This window comes from Aeromonas sp. s12 (assembly GCF_040907925.1).
Taxonomy (GTDB): domain Bacteria; phylum Pseudomonadota; class Gammaproteobacteria; order Enterobacterales; family Aeromonadaceae; genus Aeromonas; species Aeromonas veronii.
Genome location: NZ_JBFOCT010000012.1, coordinates 34,548 through 53,806, shown reverse-complemented (window position 1 = coordinate 53,806; position 19,259 = coordinate 34,548). Strand labels below are relative to the sequence as shown.

At 62.3% G+C, this 19,259-nt stretch carries 13 protein-coding genes and 2 rRNA genes; 12 read left to right on the top strand and 3 right to left on the bottom strand.

Annotation, left to right across the window (positions count from 1 at the left end; translation table 11 throughout):
• The 9 genes from AB5Y67_RS05405 to AB5Y67_RS05365 form a co-directional block, all read left to right on the top strand.
• Nucleotides 1–76: ribosomal RNA gene (locus AB5Y67_RS05405) — 23S ribosomal RNA — on the top strand; the annotation flags it as partial.
• A 120-nt stretch (nucleotides 77–196) separates the two neighbouring features.
• Nucleotides 197–311: ribosomal RNA gene (rrf, locus tag AB5Y67_RS05400) — 5S ribosomal RNA — on the top strand.
• Nucleotides 312–496: 185 nt separating this feature from the next.
• Nucleotides 497–1,003: an NUDIX domain-containing protein gene (locus AB5Y67_RS05395; RefSeq protein WP_064341326.1), complete on the top strand. Its 507-nt coding sequence runs from the start codon at nucleotides 497–499 to the stop codon at nucleotides 1,001–1,003.
• A 132-nt stretch (nucleotides 1,004–1,135) separates the two neighbouring features.
• On the top strand, nucleotides 1,136–3,298 hold the full coding sequence (locus tag AB5Y67_RS05390; RefSeq protein WP_064341327.1) for an AsmA family protein: 2,163 nt from the start codon (nucleotides 1,136–1,138) through the stop codon (nucleotides 3,296–3,298).
• Nucleotides 3,299–3,442: 144 nt separating this feature from the next.
• Nucleotides 3,443–4,825 carry a DUF3404 domain-containing protein gene (locus AB5Y67_RS05385; protein WP_199428498.1) on the top strand — a complete coding sequence of 461 codons (1,383 nt, stop codon included), beginning with the start codon at nucleotides 3,443–3,445 and terminating at the stop codon, nucleotides 4,823–4,825.
• The gene (locus AB5Y67_RS05380; protein WP_199428497.1) at nucleotides 4,822–5,469 is read left to right on the top strand and encodes a response regulator transcription factor; all 648 of its coding nucleotides are present in this window, start codon (nucleotides 4,822–4,824) and stop codon (nucleotides 5,467–5,469) included. Before AB5Y67_RS05385 ends, AB5Y67_RS05380 begins: the two co-directional genes overlap by 4 nt.
• Nucleotides 5,466–6,299: a DUF2861 family protein gene (locus tag AB5Y67_RS05375; protein ID WP_199428496.1), complete on the top strand. Its 834-nt coding sequence runs from the start codon at nucleotides 5,466–5,468 to the stop codon at nucleotides 6,297–6,299. The genes AB5Y67_RS05380 and AB5Y67_RS05375 overlap by 4 nt, the downstream gene beginning before the upstream one ends.
• Before the next feature lie 108 nt (nucleotides 6,300–6,407).
• Nucleotides 6,408–8,609, top strand: a complete 2,202-nt coding sequence (locus AB5Y67_RS05370) for a glycoside hydrolase (protein ID WP_199428495.1) — start codon at nucleotides 6,408–6,410, stop codon at nucleotides 8,607–8,609.
• A gap of 95 nt (nucleotides 8,610–8,704) precedes the next feature.
• Entirely contained in the window at nucleotides 8,705–9,235 is a 531-nt protein-coding gene (locus tag AB5Y67_RS05365) for a GNAT family N-acetyltransferase (protein WP_199428494.1), read from the top strand.
• Nucleotides 9,236–9,323: 88 nt separating this feature from the next.
• Here the strand turns inward: AB5Y67_RS05365 and glnE are convergent, their stop codons facing one another.
• The 3 genes from glnE to AB5Y67_RS05350 form a co-directional block, all read right to left on the bottom strand.
• Nucleotides 9,324–12,197: a bifunctional [glutamate--ammonia ligase]-adenylyl-L-tyrosine phosphorylase/[glutamate--ammonia-ligase] adenylyltransferase gene (glnE, locus tag AB5Y67_RS05360; RefSeq protein ID WP_199428493.1), complete on the bottom strand. Its 2,874-nt coding sequence runs from the start codon at nucleotides 12,195–12,197 to the stop codon at nucleotides 9,324–9,326.
• Nucleotides 12,198–12,356: 159 nt separating this feature from the next.
• A complete protein-coding gene (locus AB5Y67_RS05355; protein ID WP_064339507.1) occupies nucleotides 12,357–12,803 on the bottom strand; it encodes a GNAT family N-acetyltransferase in 447 nt (148 codons plus the stop codon).
• An 83-nt stretch (nucleotides 12,804–12,886) separates the two neighbouring features.
• Complete coding sequence (locus AB5Y67_RS05350; protein WP_005335445.1) at nucleotides 12,887–14,137, bottom strand: methyl-accepting chemotaxis protein; 1,251 nt, start codon at nucleotides 14,135–14,137, stop codon at nucleotides 12,887–12,889.
• Nucleotides 14,138–14,238: 101 nt separating this feature from the next.
• On the opposite strand from AB5Y67_RS05350, the gene AB5Y67_RS05345 reads away from it, so the two are divergent.
• From AB5Y67_RS05345 to putA, 3 genes are all read left to right on the top strand, one after another.
• Nucleotides 14,239–14,991, top strand: coding sequence for a potassium channel family protein (locus tag AB5Y67_RS05345; RefSeq protein WP_005354446.1), 753 nt, complete (start codon nucleotides 14,239–14,241; stop codon nucleotides 14,989–14,991).
• Nucleotides 14,992–15,137: 146 nt separating this feature from the next.
• Nucleotides 15,138–15,743, top strand: a complete 606-nt coding sequence (locus tag AB5Y67_RS05340; protein ID WP_005335443.1) for a TIGR04211 family SH3 domain-containing protein — start codon at nucleotides 15,138–15,140, stop codon at nucleotides 15,741–15,743.
• Nucleotides 15,744–16,072: 329 nt separating this feature from the next.
• Nucleotides 16,073–19,237, top strand: coding sequence for a bifunctional proline dehydrogenase/L-glutamate gamma-semialdehyde dehydrogenase PutA (putA, locus tag AB5Y67_RS05335; protein WP_325794144.1), 3,165 nt, complete (start codon nucleotides 16,073–16,075; stop codon nucleotides 19,235–19,237).
• Nucleotides 19,238–19,259: the final 22 nt, after the last annotated feature.

Genomic DNA, 19,259 nt, shown 5'->3' with positions numbered 1-19,259 from the left:
ACGTTGATAGGCGGGGTGTGTAAGTGCAGCGATGCATTGAGCTAACCCGTACTAATTACCCGTGAGGCTTAACCATACAACACCCAAGAAGTGTTCTAAGGCTTGTAGCAAATAGAACGAACTACTCAAATTCAGTGATAGTGACAAGCCAAGCGCAACATCACTACTCACGTCAGCTTTCTAGATGAAGAATTTGCCTGGCGGCCATAGCGCCGTGGAACCACCTGATCCCATGCCGAACTCAGAAGTGAAACGCGGTAGCGCCGATGGTAGTGTGGCATTCGCCATGCGAGAGTAGGACACTGCCAGGCACCCAATACAAGAAACCCCGCTCATCGAGCGGGGTTTTTTATTGCCTGCAATTCAGCAAATCGTCTGATAATTGACCTTCTTTACCCCCTCTTTAACCTGAACACCTTATCCTCCCTGTCTGTTTTACTCATAGAAATTGACCCCAACGGCGTAAAATAGCTCTTTATCTGGTCGGAGATAGCCCATGTTTTGTCCAAAATGTGGTGGTCAACCCCTGCAGAGCGTCAGCCCCAAAGAGTTTCGCTGTGGCTGCGGTTTTCATTTTTTCCAGAATGTGGCGACGGCGGTGATGGTGGCGCTTTGCTGGCAGGACGAGGTGCTGGTTGCGGTGCGTGCCCGCAATCCTAGCAAGGGTTTGCTGGATCTGCCGGGCGGATTTGTCGACCCCGGCGAGTCGCTGGAGGGGGCGTTGGTGCGCGAGTTGCAGGAGGAGCTGGGGCTCGATGTTAGCGCCCAACCTTTTAGCTATCTCGGTTCCTTCCCCAATATCTATCCCTACGATGGCATCACCTATCACACCTGTGACACCTTTTTCGCCATCAGGCTGAGTGAAAAACCTGTCATCCAGCCGGCTGACGATGTGGCCGCCTGTCAGTGGCTGAAGATCAGCGATATCCCCTTGCCCCGCTTTGCTTTCGAATCGACGCGCACAGCTATGGCGCGGTTGCAGCAATCCCCTTTGCAGGCCTGATCCCTGCTGATGACGATGGGGATTGGCAGCGACCATCCCTGTCTCATCCTTGTCCGCTTTTGTCCCGCAGGCGCCATTCGTCAGACGGTGAGTGGTATAGTCAGCAGTGGATCCGGACTCAAGGAGCATATCGTGAAGAAGATAGTTCTCATCTTGCTCGGCATCGCTGTGGCGGTCTTGCTGGCCATAGTGACGCTGATAAGCCTTATCGACCCCAATCAATTCAAGCCCCAACTGGCTGAACAGGTGCGCAAGAGCACAGGCCGGGAACTGGTGATGGCGGGAGAGATTGACTGGCGTTTCTGGCCGAGTCTCGGCCTCTCGCTGGAGAAGGTTGCTCTGCGCAATCCGGCCGGCTTTGCCGAGCCGGATCTGGTTCGTTTCGAACAGGGTGAGGCCTCGGTGGCCCTGTTGCCGCTGCTCTCCCATCGTCTGGAGATTGGCAAGGTGACCCTGAGTGGCGCCCATCTCTTTATCCAGACCAAGGCGGATGGCAGCTCCAATCTGAGCGCACTGATCAAAGATGCCACTGCTGATGCAAGCGAACCGGTCGTCCCCGCAACCCCTGCGCCAACTGCTGATAGCAAGCCCTGGCAGATCAGCTTGCAGGGTGTCGCGCTCTCCCAGGCCAGTGCGCTGGTACAGGATGATCGCCGCGGCACGTCGCTGCGACTGGATCGCCTCGATCTCGATATGGGGCAGCTGGCCACCGGTCAGTGGGTACCCGTGACGCTGGCCGCCAAGGGGAGTGCCGACAAGCTCGCTTTCGATGTTAAAGGGCAGACCCAGATCAAGCTGGCGCAGGAGGTGATGGCCAGTGAACTGAAAGATCTGAGCCTCAGTGGCAGCCTGAGTGACCCGTCCCTGCGACTCGACAGTTTCTCCATCAAGGGAGACCGACTGGCTCTTGGTGAGTGGAGCAACCTCACGTTGGCGCTGAAAGGGGCCAAGGTAGAGGGGCAGCAAGCTTCACTGGCTGGTTCGCTGGAAGGAACGCTCAAGGGACGGCTCGATAAAGAGATGAAGCTGGCCGAACTCTCCGATGTGCTGCTGACCGCAGCGCTGGAAGGTGATGCGCTGCCACGTCCGCAGATGAAGCTGAAACTGGCCGGTTTTGCCCGTGCCGAGCTCGACAAGCAGTTGATTATCCTGAGCAAGCTGGTGATGAGTGCCGATGAGGCGCTGTTGAGTGGTGATGGAACCGTGCAGCTTGGTGCCGTTCCCGCAATCAACTTCGATCTCAAGGGGGAGAAGCTGGATCTCGATAAATGGCTCGCCAGATCGGCTCCGACCACAACCGCACAGCCGAAAGAGGCCAAGCCGGCGGCCAGCGCCCCCAACGCCGCGGCAAGTGGCAATAAAGCGGTAACCGGAAAGAGCGAAGCCCTCTCCGCGGTTGAACCGGATCTGGGCGCGCTCAAAGGTGTGGATCTGGATGGTCGGTTGCAACTTGGCCGCCTGCGCCTGAAAGGGCTGGATCTCGGCGCCGTCGATCTGCAGGTGGCTCTGGCCAAGGGACTGCTGACGCTCAAACAGTTCAGCGCGACCGTGGCGGGCGGTCAGGTAAGCACGAAAGGGGTTCTCGACGCACGCCAGCAACCCGCCACCTACAAGGTGCACAAGCAGGTCGCCGGAGTGAACATTCGTCCCTTGCTGCAGACTCTGGCCCAGAGCGATCTGCTGGAGGGCAAGGGCGATCTCGATGTGCAGGTGCAGGGGCGCGGTCTCTCTGCGTTGGCACTGCGCAACGGAATGCAGGGCAAGGTGACCTTGAAGCTGAGCGACGGCGCCCTGCATGGCATCAACCTGCCGGAGATGATCCGCGAGGCGCGGGCCACCCTCACCGGCAAGGGGGCCGAGCAGGTGAAGGAGGCGCGCAAGACCGACTTCAGCGCTTTGACCGCCAGCTTCCAGATTGCCGATGGCATCGCCCGCAGCAAGGATATCCAGCTCTTTGCCCCCGCCTTGCGGGTCAAGGGGGAGGGGCAGACGGCGCTGGTGCCGGAGAGCCTCGACTTCCTGTTCCTTACCTCCATCGTCGAGAGCAGCAAGGGGCAGGGGGGCAAGGATGTGGATGAGCTCAAAGAGATCACCATTCCGGTGCGGATCGGCGGTCACTGGCAGACCCCCAGCTACCAGCTCGATGTGAAGGCACTGCTCAGCAACAACAAATTGCTGGAGGATAAGGCGCGCAAGGAGGCCGAACGCGGCCTCAAGAAGCTGCTGGGTGACAAGGCCGACAACGATGCCGTCAAAGGGGTGGCCGACCAGTTGCTCAAGGGACTGTTCAAATAGGTGACGGTTCACATGGCTGGCGGGAGCCGCGCAAATGCCGTTAGCGGTTGACCGGATGTCAGCGCCATTGAAAAATGGCGCTGACATTTTTTATGGCGCAGTGATCTGCTGCGCCTTGATCCGGAGTCATCTCGAGTTGAACCCATGCGCCTGATCCTGCTGCTCTGCACCCTGATCTGCTACGGCATGGCTTCTCACGTGCTGGCCGGGCCGCTGGCGGATCGCTTGGCGGGCGAGCTGATCAGGCAGGCTCCCGAACAGGCGCTGCCTCTTGACGAGGTGCAGCGGCTCGATCGTCGCCTGATCGCTCCTGACTCCCTCTATCCCGCCTGGCAGCGCTATCCGCTGCGCCAGTTGCAGGCCATCTATCGCTACCAGCAGGAGTGCGGGACAGATAATGAGTTGCCCGCCGAGTGGCTGCCGCTGCTGCGGGCGCTTTGCGGCCAAGGGGCTGCGCCCTCGGCCAGTTGGTTTGCCGCTCACCCCGTCTATCCGTTGGGTGGCTCCAGCGCTGCCCGCTGGCTGGCAGGTCATCCGGCGGCCGGGCTCGACGCTCTGCTCCATGTGCGGGAGCGGCGAGATCAGTTGGGGCAGCTCGGTGAGCTCGACGATGACAACCTCGACGCCCTGCTGCGGGGGGATCGCTGGCTGCTGCAATCGGGTCAGCTCTGGCTGCTTGCCGATGGGCAGTGGCGTCGTTATGGCGCGGGGCAGTGGCAGCCGCTGGCCGAGCGGCTTGGTGTAACGCTGGATAGTCGGGTCGATGGTTTCTGCCAGGAGCGGGTCGGCGCACTCTGCATCAACGAGCGCCCCACGCTTGACTGGCAGTGGCTGGCGCTGGCCAGCTCCCTTGGTTGCATCTTACTGCTGGGATGGGCCAGCTGGCAGCGCTGGCGTCTGCTGCGGGAGCGGCGCGTCGCGTTGCAGATGCTGACCCACGAGCTGCGTACCCCCATCATGGCGCTCTCCGGCATCAGCGAGGAGCTGCGCCACGATTTCGACCGGCTGCCCCCTTCCGCCCAGCAGAGCGTAGGGCAACTGCTGGGCAGTGTCGCCCGCCTGCATCAGCTGGCGCAGGCCAGTCGCCACTATCTGGCGGCAGAGGCTCTAGAGGATGAACGGGTGGCGGTCAGTCTGGCCGAGTGGCTCACCCTGGCTTGCGAGCGGCATGGTGCCACCTTCTGCCTTGAGCGGGAGATGACTCTGGCGCTCCCCTTCTACTGGCTCGATCTCGCCCTCGACAACCTGCTGCGCAACGCCAGCCAGCATGGCCGTGCACCGGTTCGGATCTGTGCCAGCTGGCAGGCGAGGCGTTTGATCCTCGCGGTCAGCGATGGCGGCGAGCTGCCGGGTTACCGGCTCGCCACCTTGCTGCACCGCGGTGCCCGTGCCGAGGGGTTGGGGCTGGGGCTTGCCATCGTGCGCCATCTGCTGCGCCGTCTTGGCGGGCGCCTCACCCTATCCGGCCCGCCCACTACCTTTACCCTGACGCTGCCCTGTCAACTCTGGAGCGACCCCAAATCATGAAGACCATCCTGCTTGTCGAAGACGAGGCGCTGCTGGCGGAGAACCTGCAACGCTATCTGACCCGGGAAGGGTATCGCTGCCTCTGGTGCGATACCCTGACAGCGGCGGAGCAGCAGTGGCTGGCGGCGGATCTGGTGCTGCTGGATCGCACCATGCCGGAGGGGGATGCCCTCGACTGGCTGCCCCAGTGGCTGGCGCGCAAGGCGCTGCCGGTGATCGTGCTCACCGCCAGGGTGGAGGTGAGCGATCGGGTGGCCGGGCTCGATGCGGGGGCGCGCGACTACCTGACCAAACCCTTCTCCCACGACGAGCTGCTGGCGCGGATCCGGGCCCAGTTGCGTCAGCTGGGGGATGGCACTCAGGCAGTGGGCGGCTTGCAGCTTCATCCCGCCCGGATGCAGGCGAGCTGGCAGGATGCGGAGGTGAGCTTTACCCCCACCGAGTTTGCCCTGCTCACCCTGCTGGTGCGAATGGCGGGGCGGGTGCTGAGCCGGGAGGAGATCCTCAACCGGGTGTGGGGCTATCAGGCGTTTCCCTCCACCCGCACCGTCGATACCCATATTCTGCAACTGCGCCAGAAGTTGCCCGGGTTGGCCATCGAGACGGTGCGCGGCATCGGCTATCGGCTGGAGGTGACAGCGTGAAGCGCGCAACGCTAGCTGGACAGCTGTTGGCTCTGAGCGTCGGCTTGCTAAATGCAAGCTGCGTGATGGCAACCGAACGCTTCCTGGAAACCGAACGCGCCGACCCGCTGCAACCGGCCACTCTGGCCTTGCTGCAGGAGGATAACCGGCACGCCTGGCAAGCTTTGCAGCAGGCATGGCCTGCCCTCAACAGCGATGCCGAGCGCCGCAGCTGGCAGGGGATGCTGGCCGCGCTGAGTGCCCAGCACTGCGGCAAGGATTTCCCGCTGACTCTGCCTGATGGGGTGAGCGAGCTGCGCCTTGAGCTGATCCAGCGCGATGCGCCGCTGCTGCGGGACTATCGGGTGCAGCTGACCGGGGAGGGGCCCATCACCGCCGCTGAACTTATCGATCCCGCTGGCCGCGACCGGCTGGCAGGTGCCCAGTGGGAGGCGGAAGAGAACTCCGGAGTCAGGGTCGTGGGGTCCGATCTGCCGACGCCTTTGCCAGCCGGGCTCTATCAGCTACGGCTGGCGGTGGCGGGCAAGGAGTGGCTGGTGGCGTTGCCGCTGCCTGCGGTGCAGGATCTGGATTGGCTCTCCCGCTCGCCGCTGGCGGTGGCCAATCCCCCCGCCAATCCCGCTTCCTGTACGCCGCTCTGGCTCGATCAGGCGATGTTGGCCCGCCCGCAATATTCCCTGCTCTGGTGGAACCGTCTGCCTCTCGATGGCAAGGTGGGTTGGCCAGCCGCCACGCCCGACAGTTGGCGCACCCTCTCGCTGGTGCAGACCAGCCAGCGCGGCCAGCTGGTGTTGCAGCTAAGCCACAGTCAGGCTGGGCCGGTTGAGTAATAGTCGTCGTGATGATCAGGTGCACGCAATCCTGACATTGGCCTGACAATCGCAGGCGGCCGATCTGCTGAAATGGCGATTCCCGTGTGTTATCAGGAATCACCGACCATGACTTTTCTTCCCGTGCTAACGAGCCGGATCCGCCCGCTGCTGCTGTTGGCGCCGCTGTTCTCCCTGCCTGCCGAGGCGCTGACCCTGGCCAACGATCAGTGGCGCATTGAGCTGGATCCCGCCACCCTGGCGGCCGAGGCTGTGCTGCCATCGGGCAAGCACCTTCTCATCTCTTCTCCCGGTGCGCGTCAGCCGGTCACCGCTCTGCAGCAGGAGGGGGAGCGCGCCAGCTGGCTGACCCGTGCCGATGGCGAGGTGCGGGCCTTGGCTCGCCTTGAGGGTAACCGTCTGATCCTTACCCTCAGCCGTGCAACTGCTGGCGAGCTGGTGTGGCCGCGGGTACCGGCAGGGGCGCAGGCGCTGATGCTGCCGATCCACGAGGGATTTCGCATTCCGGCTACCCACACTGCGTGGCGCAAGGCGCTGGCGCAGGAGTATCAGGGGATCAACACCACGGATAATCTGACCCTGCCGGTGGTTGGGCTGGATCACGGCGATCAGCAGCTGGCGATCCTCTTTGCCAACCCCTTCAACAACCGGCTCACCTTTGCCCCCAAGCAAGATGGCATTGCCCTTACGGCGACCCACAGCGTCAATCGCCTCAATCTGGCTGACCCCTATGAGGTGGCGGTGTCGCTGCAACCGGGCAATGACTGGCTGGCGGCGGCCAAGGCCTATCGCAGCTGGTTGCAGGCACGGGGCGAGCTGGTCTCGCTCGAGAGCAAGCTGGCGGCGGTACCGGATGGCAAGCGGCTGATCGGCGCCTCTCACCTCTATCTCTGGGGCGAGCGACTGCTGGTGCCACAGGATGTGAAAAGCTGGCCCGCGCTGCGCCGCCTGATCCCTGCCGACTGGCTCAAGGGGGAGAGCAAAACGGCGCTGCAAGCGCCCGATCTCGAGCGCAACCGCTATCTGCAAAATCTGGTGCTGACCGGAGTTGAGCAGGCGCTGGCGCTGCGCCATCCGGGTCAGCAACAGGCCGATTTCGCTGCCCGGCGTGAGTTAGCTGCCACGCAACTGGGGGTTGCGCTCAACGAGCCGCAGAGTTGGGGTGATGGCAGCTCGACCAAGATGATCGCCGCGCTCAAGCAGGCTGGACTACCAAAGCTCTGGCTGGGCCTGCCTCAGTGGACCGCCGGTTTTGCAGCACCGCAGGGGATTGAACTTGCCAAAGCGGCGGGCTATCTCATCGCACCCTACGACTCCTACGATACCGCGCTGCCGGAGGGGAATCGCCAGCAGAGCTGGCTCACCGCCCAGATGGGGCAGGATAGCTATCTGTATTGCGGCATCATGCTGGAGAATGGACTGCGCAAGAGCGGCTTTCAAAACAGCGGCGTCTACACCAATCAGGCCTGCGTACGCCCGGTGATGGAGCAGCGAGTGCCCAAATTGCAGCAGGCGAGCCACTACAACAGCTGGTTCCTCGATGTGGCGGCGACCGGCATGGTGTTTGACGATTTCGACCCGGCCAAGCCGACCACTCAGGCGCAGGATGCGCAAAACCGGATGGCGGGAATGGCATGGATTGCCAGGAGTCAGGGTGTACTGGTGGGCTCCGAGGAGGGCGGCGCGGTAGCCAACCGCACCGCGGCCTTTGCCCACGGCCCCCAGACCAGCGGCTTTGGCTGGCAGGATCCCGATATGCGCCGCAACAAGCGATCTCCCTACTATCTGGGGGCCTGGTATCCGGAGCATCAGCCTGCGTTCTTCTTTCGCCAGAGCCACCTCAAGCCCGGGTATCAGGGGCTCTATTTCGATCCGGCGCTGCGGTTGCCGCTGTTCCAGAGCGTTTTTCACGACAGCATAGTGACCACCCACCACTGGACGATGGACAGCCTCAAATTCAGGGAGAGCCGTCAGACCACCGAACTGTTGCAGCAGCTCTACAACGTGCCGCCGCTGCTCAACCTCAGTCTGGATAGTGCCGGTACGCGCATTCCCTACCTCAAGGGGCTTGATGCCTTCTTCCGCCCGCTGCATGAACGGCTCTACAACCAGCCGCTCTCCGGTTTTCGCTGGCTCGACAAAAAAGGAGTGGTGCAGCAGAGCGAGTTTGCCGATGGCACTCGACTGATTGCCAACTTCGGCCCAGCCACTGAGCAGGCGGGGATAAAGCTGGCGAGCCAGAGCGTGCTGGCGCTGTTGCCCGATGGCAGCCAGCAGCAGTTTGTTTCGCAACCGGATGGCGCCCGCTAATCGGGCGTTCTGGCTTTTATTTCATCATAGGATGCTGTTGCAGAACTTTTCATGTATAGATGAACGTTCTGCAAAATAAACGAGAGGTAGTTCTGATGATTGAGAGTGAAGTGATTAGAGAGGTAAACCATCCGGCGTGGCCGCTGGTCTGGCAGATCTATGGCGAGAGTTTTCCCCGCTACGAGCAGCGCCAGTCACAGCATCAGCCACAGAAGATGCGGGATCCTCGCTATCACTGCCAAATCTTTTATCAGGACGGCCTGCTGCTCGGTTTCATCTTCTGGTGGGCGTGTGGCGAGCAGATCTATATCGAACATCTGGCCATCAATCCTGCGCTGCGCGGCCGCAACTATGGCAGCCGCCTGCTGGCCGAATTTTGCGAGCGGGCAGGCAAAACCGTCATTCTCGAGATCGATCCGCCAGAGGATGAGATTGCCATTCGCCGTCTGCGCTTCTATCAGGGGCTGGGTTTTTGTCTCAACGACTATGCCCATCTCCACCCACCCTATCATCCTGATTATCAAGGACATGCGCTGAGGGTGTTGAGCTATCCGGGGCTCCTTGAGGAAGAGGCCTATCAGCGTTTCAACCAGATGCTGGTGGAGACGGTGATGGAGCACGGCTGAGCAACCGTAAGGATGCTGATTTGCCGATAAGAGAGGGGCCCGACTGAAGCAATTCAGGCGGGCCCTTTTTCATTGCCGCTGGCGGGAATTACTCCCCCAGCAAGGTTTGCCAGACGGCGAGCACATGGCTGCGCTCGTTTTGCAGCTGATCGTCGCTCACCTTGCGGGAGATCTCCGAGAGGTTGAGGCGATGGCCGAGGTTGCGGATCTCCAGATAGGCCTGCTTCAGCCCCTCCGCCTGCTCCAGGGTCAGCACCCCCGCCATCACGCACTCATCGAAGATGCGCACGTTATCGGACCAGCGGGTGAGGGCATCGGGCTCGCCGCAGGCGTGGGCCAGCACCAGATACTGGGCGATAAACTCGATATCCACCATGCCGCCGGGGGACTGCTTGAGGTCGAACTCGCCAGCCCCCGCTTTCAGCAGGTGATCCCGCATCTTGTGGCGCATCTCGCGCACCTCGCGGGCCAGGGGCGGCAGCTCCCGCTCCTTGGCCAGCACATCGCGGCGGATACGGGCAAACTCGGCAACGATGGCATCATCGCCATAGATGGGGCGGGCCCGCACCAGCGCTTGATGTTCCCAGGTCCACGCCTCGTTTTGCTGATACTGCTCATAGGCCGACAGCGACGAGACCAGCAGGCCGGAGTCGCCGGAAGGGCGCAGCCGCATATCGATCTCGTAGAGGATCCCGGAGGGGGTACGGGTGCTGAACAGGTGCAGGATCCGTTGGGCCAGGCGCAGGTAAAACTGGCGGCTGTCGATGGGCTTGCGGCCATCTGTGTAGCTGTTGGGGTCGCCGCCATGCAGAAACACCAGATCGAGATCCGAGCCGTAGCCGAGCTCGATGCCACCCAGCTTGCCGTAGGCCACCACCGCAAAGCCGCGCTGGCCGCTGGTTGCCACCTCGGGCGGCACTCCGTAGCGCTCGCTCATCTGGGCCCAGGCCTGATTGACCACCTCTTCGGTGATCGCCTCCGCCAGCCAGGTGAGGTGGTCGCTCACCTTCATCAGCGGCAGGGCGCCGGCGATGTCGGCCGCCACGATGCGCAGCAGCTGCACCTGCTTGAACTGACGCAGCGCCTCCATCTGCTGCTCCACGTCCTCTTCGGGGATGCGCAGCAGGAACTGGCGCAGCTGGGGCTTGTACTGATCGAGCGGGGTGGGGTGGTAGAGGTGCTGGGGATCGAGCAGCTCGTCCAGCAAAATCGGGTAGCGGGCCAGCTGTTCGCTCACCAGATGGCTGGCGTCGCACAGCCGCACCAGCTGGCGCAGGGCGCCCGGGTTTTCCGCCAGCAGTTGCAGATAGGCGCTGCGGGTGAAGATGCGGGTAAGCAGCTCACAGACCCGCTCGAACAGGCGGGCGGGTTGCTCGCTGGCGACCACCAGCCGCAGCAGCTCCGGCATCAGCCAGTCCAGTGCGATGCGCCCCTGCGGCCCCACCTGACGGCGCTTGTACTCCTCCTTGAAACGCAGCAGCGCGGCGCAGAGCGGGGCGGGCTCGGCCACCCCCTGCGCAGTCAGCAATTTTTCCAGCTCGGCGGCGTCGAGCTCGGTGCGCCAGAGATCGAGCCAAAGCTGCTCCAGATGGGCGGGTGCCTCTTTCTCTTCCCCCACCACGGCGGCGAACTCCTGATGGACGGCCGCCATCTCCTCATCCAGATAAGCCATAAAGGCGCCCCAGTCAGCAAAACCCAGAGCCGCGATCAGCCGCTGGCGATCCCGCTCCTCGGTGGGAAGGGTCTGGGTCTGCTGATCGCCGATCTCCTGCAAGATGTTTTCGACCCGGCGCAGGAAGCGATAGGCCGTCAGCAAGCGGTCGCAATGGGCGGACTCGAGGGCGCCACATTGGGCGATGGCAGCCAGCGCCTCCGGCAGGTGACGCACCCGCAGTGCCGGTTCACGGCCGCCGCGAATAAGTTGCAGCGCCTGGGCGATAAACTCCACTTCACGGATGCCGCCAGCCCCCAGCTTGATGTTGCCCTCCAACCCCTTGCGGCGCACCTCGGCGGCGATCATCGCCTTCATCTGGCGCAGGCCGTCGATGACGCCAAAGTCGATATAGCGGCGAAACACGAAGGGGCGCAGCATCTCGGCCAGTTCCACCGCGTGCTCGCACTGGGGCCCCAGTACCCGCGCCTTGACCATGGCGTAGCGCTCCCAGTTGCGGCCGTGGTGCTGGTAGTAATCCTCCATGGCGGCGAAGGAGATGGCGAGCGGCCCCGCATCGCCAAAGGGGCGTAAGCGCATATCGACCCGGAACACCTGACCATCCTGGGTGGGCTGGTGGAGGGCGTTGATGATGCGCTGGCCCAGCTTGATAAAGAACTGCTGGTTGGCGAGCTCGCGCCGCCCGCCAACCGTGTAGCCGTTTTCGGGGAAGGTGAAGATAAGGTCGATATCCGAGGAGAAGTTCAGCTCGCCGCCCCCGAGCTTGCCCATGCCGAGGATAAGCAGCGGTTGCGGGTTGCCGTTGCCATCCATCGGGGTGCCCAGCTCGCTGCACTGTTTAGCGTAGAGCCAGTCGCGGGCGGAGCAGATGAGGGCATCTGCCAGTTTGGTGAGATGGATAAAGCTCTCTTCCACTTCAGAGTGGCCCAGCAGTTCGCGCCAGGCGATCACCAGCATGCGGCTGCGGCGGAACTGGCGCAGGATGCGCTTGAGCGCCTCTTCATCGCTTACCTCGGCGAGCAGGGCGGTCAGATCGTGCTGGTAAGCGGGCCAGCGTTCGGTTCGTTCGAGATCACCGGAGGCGAGCAGTTCGGTCAGCAACGCCGGCTGTTTGAAGAGGGAGTCGGCGACAAAATCGGAGAGGCCGAGCAGGGTCAGCAGGGTCTGGCGAACGGGCTCGGGCAGCGAGCCATAGTCGGGGGCTAGCTCGACCAGTCGCTGCCATTGGCGCTCGGCCTGTTCTTGCAGCAGGGGGGAGAGGGCGGAGAAAGAGGGAGAGTGCTGGGCCACGGTTGCCGTCCTTGTGGTTCACGACAGAGGGTTAACGACACGAGGTTAACAACGCTGCCGGTTCAAAATGGTGGCTGCCAATCTAGCACTGTCAGGCCCCCGCGTCACAGCGCAGGGGCGAGAAGCATGATCCGGTGGGAATTATTGGCCGCCAGTCAATCAGGTGCGCTGGTAGATGGCAGGGTTGTAGATCTCCATCAGGCTGTCTGGACTTGCTGGGGGCGCAAAGCCAAAACCGGCATAGAGGCCGTGAGCATCAGAGGTGGCGAGAGCGAGACGACGTAATCCCTGCAACTCGGGATGGTCGACAATGGTTGCCACCAGTGCCTTGCTGTAACCCCGGCCGCGGTACTCAGGCAGCACGAAGACATCGGCCAGATAGCCAAAGGTGGCCTTGTCGGTGATGACCCGGGCGAAGGCAACCTGCTGACCATCGACATAGCCGCCAACGCAGAGGGAGTGGTTGATAGCCCGCACCACAGTGCTGTGGGGAATACCACGGCACCAGTAAGCCTCTTCGGAGAGAAAACGGTGGATCAGCGGCACATCGAGCCGCCCCTTGTCGTCACTGAGCTCGAGTGGTGGGTGCGTTGCATTTTGCTGCATATTGGCTCCTTGCCGTGCGCTGGAAATGAGAAAGGCCCCCTCAAGGGGCCTTCCAGTCTAACCGGATTGGGGCATGAAAACAGTCAGACGAGTTTGAAGGACTGGATCTGGCTGTCGAGCTCCTTGCTGTGCTGCTCGACCAGCTCGGAGGCCTCTTGCAGTTCACGCAGCACCACGACGGAGCCTTCGGCGATCTGCTTGACCTGCTCCAGATTACCGCGCATCTCTTCGGCGACCGAGCTCTGTTGCTCGGAGGCGGCGGCGATGTGGCGGTTCATGTCGGCGACACCCTGTACCCGCTGCACTATGGTGGCGAGCTGGGTACCGGCCTGGGTCACCTGTTCCACCCCCTTGTCGGCCTGCTGTACGCTTTGGGCCATCAGCTCGCCGGCCTGATGGGCATTGCCCTGCAGCTGTTCGATCATCTTCTGGATCTCGACGGTGGCGGCCTGAGCCCGGTTGGCCAGCTCGCGCACTTCGGAGGCCACCACGGCAAAGCCACGACCTGCTTCACCGGCGCGAGCCGCCTCGATGGCGGCGTTCAGTGCCAACAGGTTGGTCTGCTCCGAGATGCCGCGAATGGTGTCGACCACAGAGCCAATGCGCTCGACCCCCTGCTCCACCTCGTTGACCACGGTGGCGGAGCGCTGGATGTTGCCGGAGAGGGTGTCTATGGTGCTGACGGTGTCGGCGACGCAGCGGCTCCCCTCTTCCGCCAGTTGGCTGGTCTCGGCGGTGGCGTGAGAGGCCTGATCCGCATGGGCGGCCACTTCGCGAATGGCGCCGACCATCTGGCTCATGGCGCTGGCCAGCTGTTCGATCTGGGTGAACTCTTCGTTGATCGCTTCGTTGGCCTCTTCCATGCAAAGGGTCACCTGGGAGGCGATGTCGTTGAGCTCCTTGCAGGCGGCACGCTGGTTGCCAAACACCTCTTTGAGGTTCTCTTGCGAGTGGGAGACCGCCTTGGCGATGTCACCGAATTCGTCACGAGACTTGAGCAGTACCTTGTGGCTGAGGTCCCGCTTGGCGAAGCGCTCCAGCAGGCCCACCAGATAATGCACCTGCTTGACCATCAGGCGGGAGCCGGTGAGCAGCAGGATCACGAACAGCAGCCCCATGATGGCGGTCTCCATCAGACCGGTCCAGAGCAGGCGATTGGAGATCGCATCCGCCTTGGCGGGATCGAGCCCTTCGCTGAGCAGGGTCGCTTCCAGATTGTTGGCGTCAAACCAGAGTTTTGTCAGTAGCAGGAGGGTACTGAACACCATCAGCAGCACCACTTTGGGTACCAACCGGATGTTGCTCATTCTTTTCTCCAGCAGGTTCAGCTGCATTGTCATTCTCCTTTTAAAAGCCGTTTTTTCCTTTGCCCTCAGGACTATCGGCATTATCTTCTCTTTTATTAATTTGCACTGTGCTTAAAGTTGGAAAATGTATGCGACATCACTTAACTCATCTGCGGGCGATGGATCTGCTGATGGCATTTCTGTCGATTATCTCGGTTGTGCTGGTGACGGCCCGCTGGTGGGGCCATGAGAGCCTGACACCACAGACCCTGCAGCTCTTCTATGACCTCGACAGTCTGATCTGCTACTTCTTCCTCGCGCACTTTGCTTATGGCTGGATCCGGGCCTCTGATCGCAAGGCCTATTTCAAGGCCAACTGGATCTATCTGCCGGGTAGCCTGCCGATGGCGGAGCAGTTGCGCTGGGCGCGGTTGATCCAGCTTTGGCGGGTCTATCAGCTGTTCAAGGAGCACCCGGATCTCTGGGCCATGTTCCGTCGCGAGCGCAACGAGACCACTCTCTCCGGCATCCTGTTTCTGTTCTTCCTGCTGCTGGGGGTGGGCTCCGGCGTCATGTACTGGATTGAGTCAGGCCAGCCCGGCAGCCAGATTGAGACACCTTACGACGCGTTCTGGTGGACGCTGGTGACCCTCTCGACAGTGGGTTACGGGGATCTGGTGCCCAAGACCGAGGAGGGGCGCTTTGTCGCCAGCCTGCTGATCCTGTTCGGGGTCGGTCTGTTCGGTGCCATCAGCGGTTTTATGGCCAGCCTGTTTTTGCAGCCCAACAAGGGGGATGGCGAGACCGACAAGTGGCGTCATCACTACAACAACCAGCAAGAGGAGCTGCTGCGGGAGATCCGCGCCCTGCGCAGCGAGGTGCAGGAGCTGAAAAACAAGTGAGGCCGCAGACGGGCAAGTTGCGAGGTGACTCGCAACTCTGCGCGTATTATCCCGGGGGAGGTGCTTTTTCTTTGCTTGTCCTTTAACCTGCTGGCGGCTTAACATTCAACCTCTTGTCCAAACCTGAAAAAGAGAACCGATCGACCATGCGCGCCCTTCTCGGGATTTTGATCTGCTTGTGTGCCCAACAGGCACTGGCCGATACCCGTTATGTTTCAGACAACATCTTTACCTATATCCACAATGGCCCGGGTACCCAGTACCGGATCCTTGGCAGCGTCAAGGCTGGTGAACCGCTGGAGGTAAAGGCGGTGAACAGCGAGGCCGGTTTCACCCAGGTGGTGGACGGTCGTGGCCGCGAGGGGTGGATCAAGAACAGCGAACTGCAGAGCCAGATCAGCCTGCGCGAGCGTCTGCCCCAGGTGGAAAAAGAGCGCGATGAGCTTAAAGATCGCCTGCAGAACCTCAACGGTGACAACGAGAAACGCTTCACCGAGAAGGATGGCCAGATCGCTGCCCAGAGCAAGGAGATCGCCGCCCTCAAGGCCCAGCTGGTCAGTCAGGGTGAGGAGATGAGCAATCTCAAAGAGCAGAATGATGCCCTGACCCAGAGCTACGACAACCAGGAGCACGACATGCAGATGGACTGGTTTATCCGTGGTGGCGCCATGGTGGGGGCGGGGATCCTGCTTGGCATCCTGTTGCCGATGCTGCCCCGTCGTCGCAGCCGCGGCGATCGCTGGATGAACTGACAGCATCTGGCTGAATGAATTGCTGAGAAGGGTCGCCGTGGCGGCCCTTCTTTTTTTGGGCGCATTGGGGACATCCGGTATTGGGCGGAATGCGTGGTTGCTTTGCGATAGAGCGGCGGCAGATCGTATACAAAATGAAGTCAGATGACCCTCACGCTTGCTGGCGTATTGGCTTCAAAAGGGAGTTCATGGGGTGAATGAGCGATCTTTGTTAAAGAGTGGCAACAAATTCATTTCATATAGGGTGCAACATTGTATACATTATCGGCGTTTCGGCGGCGCGTCCGCCTTTGTCGATATCAGCCCTAGGGCGTACAGGAAGACCCCATATGTTCAAAGCTACTCAAGTGCTTGCCGCTGACTATATCCCCTCCGATCTGGCCGCCCTGCGCGAAGCCATCACCCAGAACTATGTGGTGGATGAAAATGCCTATCTGGCCGAACTGTCGGCCATGTTGCCGGGGGATGGCGCCTCGCTGGAGCAGGTGACCCAGCGTGCCCGTACTCTGGTGACCAAGGTGCGCAAGGAGAGCGGCTCCGGTGACGGTATCGACGCCTTCCTGCAGGAGTACAGTCTCGATACCCAGGAGGGGATCATCCTGATGTGTCTGGCCGAGGCGCTGCTGCGCATTCCCGATGCCGAGACCGCCGATGCCCTGATCAAGGACAAGCTCTCCGGCGCCAACTGGTCATCTCATTTCCGCAAGAGCGACTCTACTCTGGTCAACGCCTCCACCTGGGGGCTGATGCTGACCGGCAAGATCATCAAGCTCGACAAGAAGCTCGACGGCAACCCGGCCAACCTGCTGGGGCGCATGGTCAACAAGCTGGGGGAGCCGGTGGTGCGCTCCGCCATGTACGCCGCCATGAAGATCATGGGCAAGCAGTTCGTGCTGGGGCGCGACATGAAGGAGGCACTCAAGGCGAGCCGCAAATCCCGCGAGCTGGGCTACACCCACACCTACGACATGCTGGGTGAATCGGCGCTGACCATGCAGGATGCCGACAAGTATCTGACCGATTACCGCAACGCCATCGAGGCGGTGGGCAACGAGCGGATCAGCGACGGCGGCCCGGCCCCCTCCATCTCCATCAAGCTCTCGGCGCTCCATCCGCGCTATGACGTGGCCAACCGCGAGCGGGTGCTCGGCGAGATGTGCGAGCGGCTGGTGGGGCTGGTGCGTCTGGCCCGCGACAAGGATGTGGCCATCAGCATCGATGCCGAGGAGATGGACCGCCTCGAGCTGTCGCTGGACTTGTTCGAACAGCTCTACCGCTCCGACGCCAACCGCGGCTGGGGCAAGCTCGGCATGGTGGTGCAGGCCTACTCCAAGCGTGCGCTGCCGGTACTCTGCTGGCTCACCGCCCTGGCTCGCGAGCAGGGTGACCTCATTCCGGTGCGACTGGTAAAAGGCGCCTACTGGGACAGCGAACTGAAATATGCCCAGCAGGCGGGCCTGCCCGGCTACCCGCTCTTTACCCGCAAGGCGGGCACCGATATCTCCTACCTCGCCTGCGCCCGCTACCTGCTGAGCGAGCCGACTCGCGGCTTTATCGCCCCCCAGTTCGCCACCCACAACGCGAATACCGTGGTCAGCATTCTGGAGATGGCCGGTGATCGCCAGTTTGAATTCCAGCGCCTGCACGGCATGGGGGAGGAGCTGCACAACGCGGTGCTGAACGACAATCCCGGCCTGCACTGTCGCATCTATGCGCCGGTCGGCGCCCACAAGGATCTGCTGCCCTATCTGGTGCGCCGCCTGTTGGAGAACGGGGCCAACACCTCCTTCGTTCACAAGCTGGTGGACCCCAACACCCCGGTGGATTCACTGGCCGAGCATCCGCTGCGCACCCTCAAGCGCTACTCCGGCTTTGCCAACGACCGCATTCCGCAGCCGGTGAACCTGTTCAGCGACCGCAAGAACTCCAGCGGCGTCAACATGAACATCCTCTCCATCCAGCGCCCCTTCTTCGCCCGCTTGAAAGAGCTGGAGAGCAAGCAGTGGCTGGCGGGCCCCATCGTCGATGGCGAGACCCTCAAGCGCAGCGAGGCACGCACCGTGCTGAGCCCGCAGGATGTGAGCCTCACCGTCGGCAAGATCCACTGGGCCGACGAGCAGGCGGTGGAGCAGGCCTTGGCATCTGCCCACGCTGCCTTCCCGCGCTGGCGCGAAACCCCGGTGAGCGAGCGGGCCGCCGCGCTGGAGAAGCTGGCGGATCTGCTGGAAGCGAACCGCGAGCAGTTCGTCTCCCTCTGTACCCGCGAGGCGGGCAAACTGCTGCAAGATGGCATCGACGAGGTGCGTGAAGCGGTCGATTTCTGCCGCTACTACGCGGTGCAGGCCCGCAGTCTGATGGGGCAGGCGACCCTGCTGCCCGGTTACACCGGCGAGCAGAACGAGCTGTTCCTGCAGGGACGCGGGGTGTTTGTCTGCATCAGCCCGTGGAACTTCCCGCTGGCGATCTTCCTCGGCCAAATCGCCGCTGCGCTGGCCACCGGCAATACCGTCATCGCCAAACCGGCGGAGCAGACCGGCCTTATCGCCCATCTGGCGGTGACGCTGGCCCATCAGGCCGGTATTCCAGGCGACGTGCTACAGCTGCTGCCCGGTGACGGCGCCACCGTGGGGGCCAAGCTGACAGCAGATCCGCGTATCGGCGGCGTCTGCTTCACCGGCTCCACCGAGACCGCCAAGCTCATCAACATGACCCTGGCCCAGCGCGATGGCGCCATCCTGCCACTCATCGCCGAGACCGGCGGCCAGAACGCCATGATCGTCGACTCCACCGCCCTGCCGGAGCAGGTGGTGCGCGACGTGGTGAGCGCCGCCTTCCAGAGCGCCGGTCAGCGCTGCTCGGCCCTGCGGGTGCTCTACCTGCAGGAGGAGATCGCCGAGCGGGTGCTGGAGATCCTCACCGGCGCCATGCAGGAGCTGAAAGTGGGCAACCCGGCCGAGCACAACACCGACGTCGGCCCGGTGATCGATGCCGATGCCAAGGCGGGGCTGGATGCTCATTTGGCCTACATGATCCCGCGAGCTCGCCTGATTGCCCAGGCGCCGATGCCGGCCGCGACCATGGAAGGGCATTTTGTCCAGCCGACCGCACTGGAGATTGGCTCCATCCGCGAGCTGGCCAAGGAGCAGTTCGGCCCCATCCTGCACGTGGTGCGCTATGCCACCCGGGATCTGGACAAGGTGATCGGCGACATCAACGGCACCGGCTATGGCCTGACGCTCGGGATCCACAGCCGCAACGAATCTCACGCCGAGGAGCTGGCGAGCCGTATCAACGTGGGCAACGTCTACATCAACCGTAACCAGATCGGCGCCATGGTCGGGGTGCAACCGTTCGGCGGCCAGGGGCTCTCCGGCACCGGCCCCAAGGCGGGTGGCCCTCACTATCTCGGGCGGTTTGTTACCGAGAAGACCCGTACCATCAACACCACGGCGGTGGGGGGCAACGCCTCCCTGCTGGCGATGGGCGATGCCTGATCCGCGTCGATAGAGGCCGGAT